The 5,223-nt window shown below is 56.3% G+C and carries 5 protein-coding genes; 4 read left to right on the top strand and 1 reads right to left on the bottom strand.

Annotated elements, in window-relative coordinates:
* The first annotated feature begins 263 nt into the window (after window positions 1-263).
* A complete protein-coding gene (locus tag EXR70_24925; protein ID MSP41739.1) occupies window positions 264-1,145 on the top strand; it encodes a polysaccharide deacetylase in 882 nt (293 codons plus the stop codon).
* A 116-nt stretch (window positions 1,146-1,261) separates the two neighbouring features.
* Here the strand turns inward: EXR70_24925 and EXR70_24920 are convergent, their stop codons facing one another.
* Window positions 1,262-2,092, bottom strand: coding sequence for a DUF541 domain-containing protein (locus EXR70_24920; GenBank protein MSP41738.1), 831 nt, complete (start codon window positions 2,090-2,092; stop codon window positions 1,262-1,264).
* A 63-nt stretch (window positions 2,093-2,155) separates the two neighbouring features.
* Here EXR70_24920 and EXR70_24915 point away from each other — a divergent pair, with 63 nt between their 5' ends.
* From EXR70_24915 to EXR70_24905, 3 genes are all read left to right on the top strand, one after another.
* On the top strand, window positions 2,156-3,448 hold the full coding sequence (locus EXR70_24915; GenBank protein MSP41737.1) for an MFS transporter: 1,293 nt from the start codon (window positions 2,156-2,158) through the stop codon (window positions 3,446-3,448).
* A gap of 143 nt (window positions 3,449-3,591) precedes the next feature.
* The gene (locus tag EXR70_24910) at window positions 3,592-4,587 is read left to right on the top strand and encodes an amidohydrolase (GenBank protein MSP41736.1); all 996 of its coding nucleotides are present in this window, start codon (window positions 3,592-3,594) and stop codon (window positions 4,585-4,587) included.
* Between the two features lie 290 nt (window positions 4,588-4,877).
* Window positions 4,878-5,141 (top strand): hypothetical protein, encoded by a 264-nt coding sequence (locus EXR70_24905; protein MSP41735.1) that lies wholly within the window; start codon window positions 4,878-4,880, stop codon window positions 5,139-5,141.
* Window positions 5,142-5,223: the final 82 nt, after the last annotated feature.

Genomic DNA, 5,223 nt, shown 5'->3' with positions numbered 1-5,223 from the left:
ACGCACACACTTGGCCTATATCGAACCAACTCCAACAAGGTGGGGTTCCGCTATGGCCAGGTTTCTAACTTACGACCTCAACCCAACGCACTACCCTGACATAATCGCGTTGCTGTTAACATGACATATTGACGTTGCCACGACAGCGGATTTTATCCGCATGTATTTTATCCGCGTGTTGACGCCGGTTCGCGACCTGGCATAGGGTAACCTCACTTTAGAACCTCGAGATTGAACCGATTACGAAGGAGTAGAAAGCGCTCATGGAAAACCGCCGTTACGACTATTCGCCGATCATTCGCCGACCCAAGATCGAGTGGCCCAATCATGGCCGCATCGCGCTGTGGGTGGCGCCCAATATCGAATATTTTCATTTCAATATGCCGATCCGCGGTTCGGGCAGCAATCACACGCCCGACGTGCCGGGTTATACGCTGCGCGACTATGGCTCACGCGTCGGCGTATTTCGTATCATGGAGGTGCTCGATAAGTTCGCCATTCGCGCCAGCGTGCTGCTCAATGCGGAAGTCTGCGAGCAGCATCCGGCGATCATCGAAGAAGGCAACAAGCGCAAGTGGGAGTGGCTGGGTCATGGCATGACCAACAGCATCTCGATGCTCGATTATCCGCCGGAGGAAGAACGCGGCATCATTCACAACGTCAAAGAAATTATCACCAAGGCCACGGGCAAAGCGCCGAAGGGTTGGCTTGGTCCTGGCTTGGGCGAGAACCTACACACGCCTGATCATCTCGCGGCGGAAGGTTTCGAATATGTTTGCGACTGGGGCAACGACGAGCAGCCGACACCGATGCGCGTCCAGAGCGGCCGCATGCTGGTCGTTCCTTACGAGCTCGGCGTCAACGACATCCGTGTCTTTCAGCGTGAGAATCATACGCCGGAACAATATTTTCGTATGGTCTGCGATCACTTCGATACGCTCTACAAAGACAGCGCATCGGGCGGCCGCGTGCTCTGCTTGCCGCTTCATCCGTTTGTCATCGGCATGCCGTTTCGAATTAAATATTTAGAAATGGCGCTCGATTACATGTGTGGGCACGAAGGCGTGTGGCGCACCACGGGCGGGGAGATCGCTGAGTGGTATTACAAACATTACTATAAAGATCCGGGGAAGTTTGAGGGATAGGCAGAAACTGGAGTACTGGAATGATGGGTCGGATCCGGAAAGCCCAATACTCCAGTACTCCATCACTCCAATAATCCAACCGAGAAAATTGTCGTCGGATTCAAACCGGCAAATAGTTATCGTTCGCCCACTTCAGCGGTTAACGTCACCGTCGAACGCACATCGATCGTTCCCGCTTCCACCGGAGTGGGAGCTTGGGCGGCTAACGCTTCGCCGCGCGCCATGGGCGCTTGGCGAAAAATCGGCTGGAACGAACGCTCGCCTTCGGTGACGGCGGCGATGCGCAGCACTTTCAATCCCAACGACGCGGCGATCACTTCGGCTTTGGCTTTCGCTTTGGCCGAAGCCTGACGTAGCGCGTCTAAGCGCGCGGCTTCTTCGTCTTTCAACGTGAACATCAAACGATTGATGTTATTGGCGCCGGCTTGCATGGCGGCATCGATGATCTTGCCGACTTCGTCGAGCTTGGCGGTTTTGATCCGCACGATGTTGTTCGCCGTGTAGCCGACGATCTCCGGTTTGCCGCCTTGGGGATAACGATATTGCGGGTTGAGAGAGTAGCCGCTGGTTTTGACTTCGTCGCCTTTGCCCAACAGCTTTTTGATTTCGCTGAGGACACGGGTGAGCCGTTCGGCATTCTCTTTTGATGCGTCCGGCGCGCTACGCGCTTGGGTGGTGACGCCGATGTCGATTTGCGCTTGATCCGGTTCGGCGGCGATGGTCGCTTCGCCGTTCACGGTGATCGACGGCGGCGGCGGCCGTTCGGGCCGTTGCTGGGCGTGAATCGCGGAAGCCGACGGTAGCAACATGAGGATCGCTAAAATAGTTCTCATGGCAATTCCTTTCGTTGGAGAGTTTACGCTAGCGCAAATCGCGAGCAGCCGCCAGGCGCGTTTCCCATCATCACTTGCTGAACGGTTAGACGCGGCGCGCCAACAATTGTTCATGGCGCGACAATAAATTTTGCCGTTTGATTGCGCCCCTCGTCGGCTTGCTGATAAATCAATCTGGTGGAGACCACAGCGGGCGCGGTGCGCACTTCTAAGCCGGCGATGTTCTATGGCTGGTACATCGTCGGCGTCGGCTTCCTCGCCAACGTCGCCTCGTCCTTCGCTCTCGCCAGTACGATGAGCATTTTCTTAAAGCCGCTGACCGCCGATCTCGGCGTGTCGCGCGGCGTCTTTTCGCTGCTGCGCTCCGGCGAAGGCATCATCGCCGCGTGCATCGCGCCGCTGGTCGGCACACTGGTCGATCGCCATGGCGGGCGCTGGTTGATGGTAATCGGCACCGGCATCGTCGCCGTCGGCTATTTTCTTTTGAGCCGCGTCGACAGCTTCGCTGAGTTTGTCGGGATTCGCTTAACTCTCGTAAGCCTTGGCGACTCGATGATGGGTTACATGGTGGTTAACGTCATCATCGCCCAGTGGTTTACGCGTTACCGCGGCCGGGCGCTGGCGATCTCCAGCATGGGTGTCGGTTTCGCTAAAGTCTGCATGCCGGTGGTGGCGGCGTCGCTGATTCTCTGGCTCGGCTGGCGTCAGACGTGGTTGGCCTTCGGTTTGATGACGCTTGGCTTGTTGGTCGTGCCGGCGCTGTTGATCGTGCGGCGCGCGCCGGAAGCGATGGGTTTGTTGCCCGACGGCGCCGCGGCGCCGGTTGCCGATGATTTTGCAAAGCCGAAGAAAACCACTGTCGGCGCCGCTAAAGCCGATGCGCAGGACATGACATGGACGCGCGGCGCCGCGGCGCGCACGACGGCGTTTTGGCTGCTGGTGATCACCTTCGGCATTTCCAGCATGGGCGTCACCGGGCTCAATCTACACGTTTATTCTTACGTCACCGATCTCGGTTACTCCGCGGTAATCGCGGCGACGGTGATGAGCATCATCGCGTCGATGCAACTGGCTTCGCCCCTGGGTTGGGGCTTGCTCGCGGAAAAAATCGGCGCGCGCTACGCGGCGACGCTGCGTTTCGTGATTCAAGGCGTCGGCTTGGCCGTGGCGGTTTTGAACGGCAATCTGGTTGGACTTTATTGCGGCTTTTTTCTTTACGGCATCGGTCTGGGCGGTAACATGGTACTGCCGGACATTCTCTGGGCCGACTATTTTGGCCGCCAGTCGCTCGGCAAGATTCGCGGCATGGGTTTGCTAATCTCGCACTTTCTCGCCGCTATCGGCCCGCCTTTCTTCGGATTTCTCTTCGATCGCACCGGCAGCTACAACGTGTCTTTCGCGATTTTCGGCGCCGTGCTGGCGATATCGGCGATGCTCAGTCTCATGCTGAAGCCGCCGCGGCGACACTAGAATTGGAGTGATGGAGTAATGGAGTGATGGGTTTCCGGAAATCCGAGCCCCAATACTCCAGTACTCCATCACTCCAATCCAACTTGCTCCCGCGCGTGTTTCTCTGCTAGTTAGAAGGACAATTCACTGAGGAGGATCGTTTCATGATCATCGATATTCACAATCACATCGTCGCCGGCGAGCAGCTGCTGACGTTTCAAGCGGGCCTGATCAATAGCGCGGGGTTTCACAAGCCGCGCGGTGTGGTGGTCACGGAAAAAAATATCGAAGCCGCCAGGTGGAACGGTCATAAGCATGCCGATGTTTTGGAGCAAGTCGGTACTAACTACGCGTTCATTTCGCCGCGTCCTTACACGATGATGCACTCGGCCAAGCCGGAGAAGATCGTCCACTGGTATTGCACGGCGGTCAACGACGCTTTGGCGCTACAAGTCAAGATGGAGCCCAACCGCTTTCGCGCCATCGGAGGCTTGCCACAAAACGCCGGCGTGGCGGTGACCAACACTTTCGACGAGGTCGACCGCATCATCAACGATCTGGGCTTCGTCGGCATCATGATCAACCCCGATCCCGGCGAGGGCGACGGCATGACGCCGGCCATGGGCAACGAGTATTGGTATCCGCTCTACGAAAAAATGGTGCAGATGGACATCCCCGGTCTGGTGCACGGCGCCAGCTGCAAGAATCCGCGCGAATCGTTTCACGGCCATTTCATCACCGAGGAGAGCATCGCGATTCTTTCATTGGTCGATTCCAACGTGTTCAAAGATTTTCCCAAATTGAAACTGATTATTTCCCACGGCGGCGGATCGGTGCCCTATCAAGTGGGCCGCTGGCGCTCGCAACTGCGTGGACCCAACGACACCGAGACCTTCGATCAGCGCTTGAAGCAGCTTTATTTCGACACGGCGCTTTACAACATCGAGTCTCTCAAGTTGCTGTTCCGCATCTGCGGTCCCGAGCGCTGTCTGTTCGGCACCGAACGGCCCGGCGCCGGTTCGAAGACCGATCCGCGCACCGGCAAGTGGTACGACGACGTGCGCCCGAATATCGAAAGCATCCCGTGGCTCACGGCGGAGGATAAGGCGAAGATCTTTGACCAGAACGCGCTGCAAGTGTTCTCGCGGTTCAAGCAGTAGGAGATGGCGAATTGGAGTAGCGGAGTGATGGAGTAATGGAGTATTGGGTTATCGGAAAACCCAACACTCCATTACTCCAATTCGATTACCTGTTGATACAAATCTGGGCGCGATGAACCGCGCCCCGACATGAGAGACGGTAGACAATTCATCAAAGTCAAATCGGTGAAAACCGCAATCCAGGTTTGGATTGATTCCTAGCCGCTAGCTTTCGCTGAGCCAATCCATCCTACGCGACTCATCCCCCTGTCTTTGCGCGACAACTCAAATGCGCTATTCTCGCTGTCATAATGTTCACGCCCAATTTGAGCACGTTACCGGCGGCGCAACGTGCGCTCTGGTCAGAGCTTGAAGCGACCCCGGATAACTTTACGCTTTACGGCGGCACGGCGTTGGCGTTGTATCTTGGACATCGGACGTCGGTCGATTTCTATTTCTTCTCGAACGCTTCCTTCGATCCCGATCATTTGGCGAAAAGTCTTGCCTATCTTAAGGAACCTCTGAACAACTGCCCTGGAAGCAGGGCAGCGGAGGATAGATCGTTTTTTTCGTAATGAGTTACAGTTTTTGCGAAGTTATATCAGATTACATTTTGCTCTCGTGGTTAATAGGGTCCTTAGTTTTGCCTCGATTTGC

It is taken from the genome of Deltaproteobacteria bacterium (genome assembly GCA_009692615.1).
In the GTDB taxonomy this organism is placed as follows: Bacteria; Desulfobacterota; Binatia; order UBA9968; family UBA9968; genus DP-20.
The sequence above is the reverse complement of the archived record's forward strand: the minus strand, read 5'-3'. Positions and strand labels throughout refer to the sequence as shown.

What these genes read in the sequence shown, in the direction of transcription:
- EXR70_24905 (MSP41735.1), top strand. Translation starts at nt 4,878, where the DNA reads ATGTTCACGCCCAATTTGAGCACGTTACCGGCGGCGCAACGTGCGCTC.
- EXR70_24925 (MSP41739.1), top strand. Translation starts at nt 264, where the DNA reads ATGGAAAACCGCCGTTACGACTATTCGCCGATCATTCGCCGACCCAAG.
- EXR70_24910 (MSP41736.1), top strand. Translation starts at nt 3,592, where the DNA reads ATGATCATCGATATTCACAATCACATCGTCGCCGGCGAGCAGCTGCTG.
- EXR70_24920 (MSP41738.1), bottom strand. Translation starts at nt 2,092, where the DNA reads ATGAACAATTGTTGGCGCGCCGCGTCTAACCGTTCAGCAAGTGATGAT.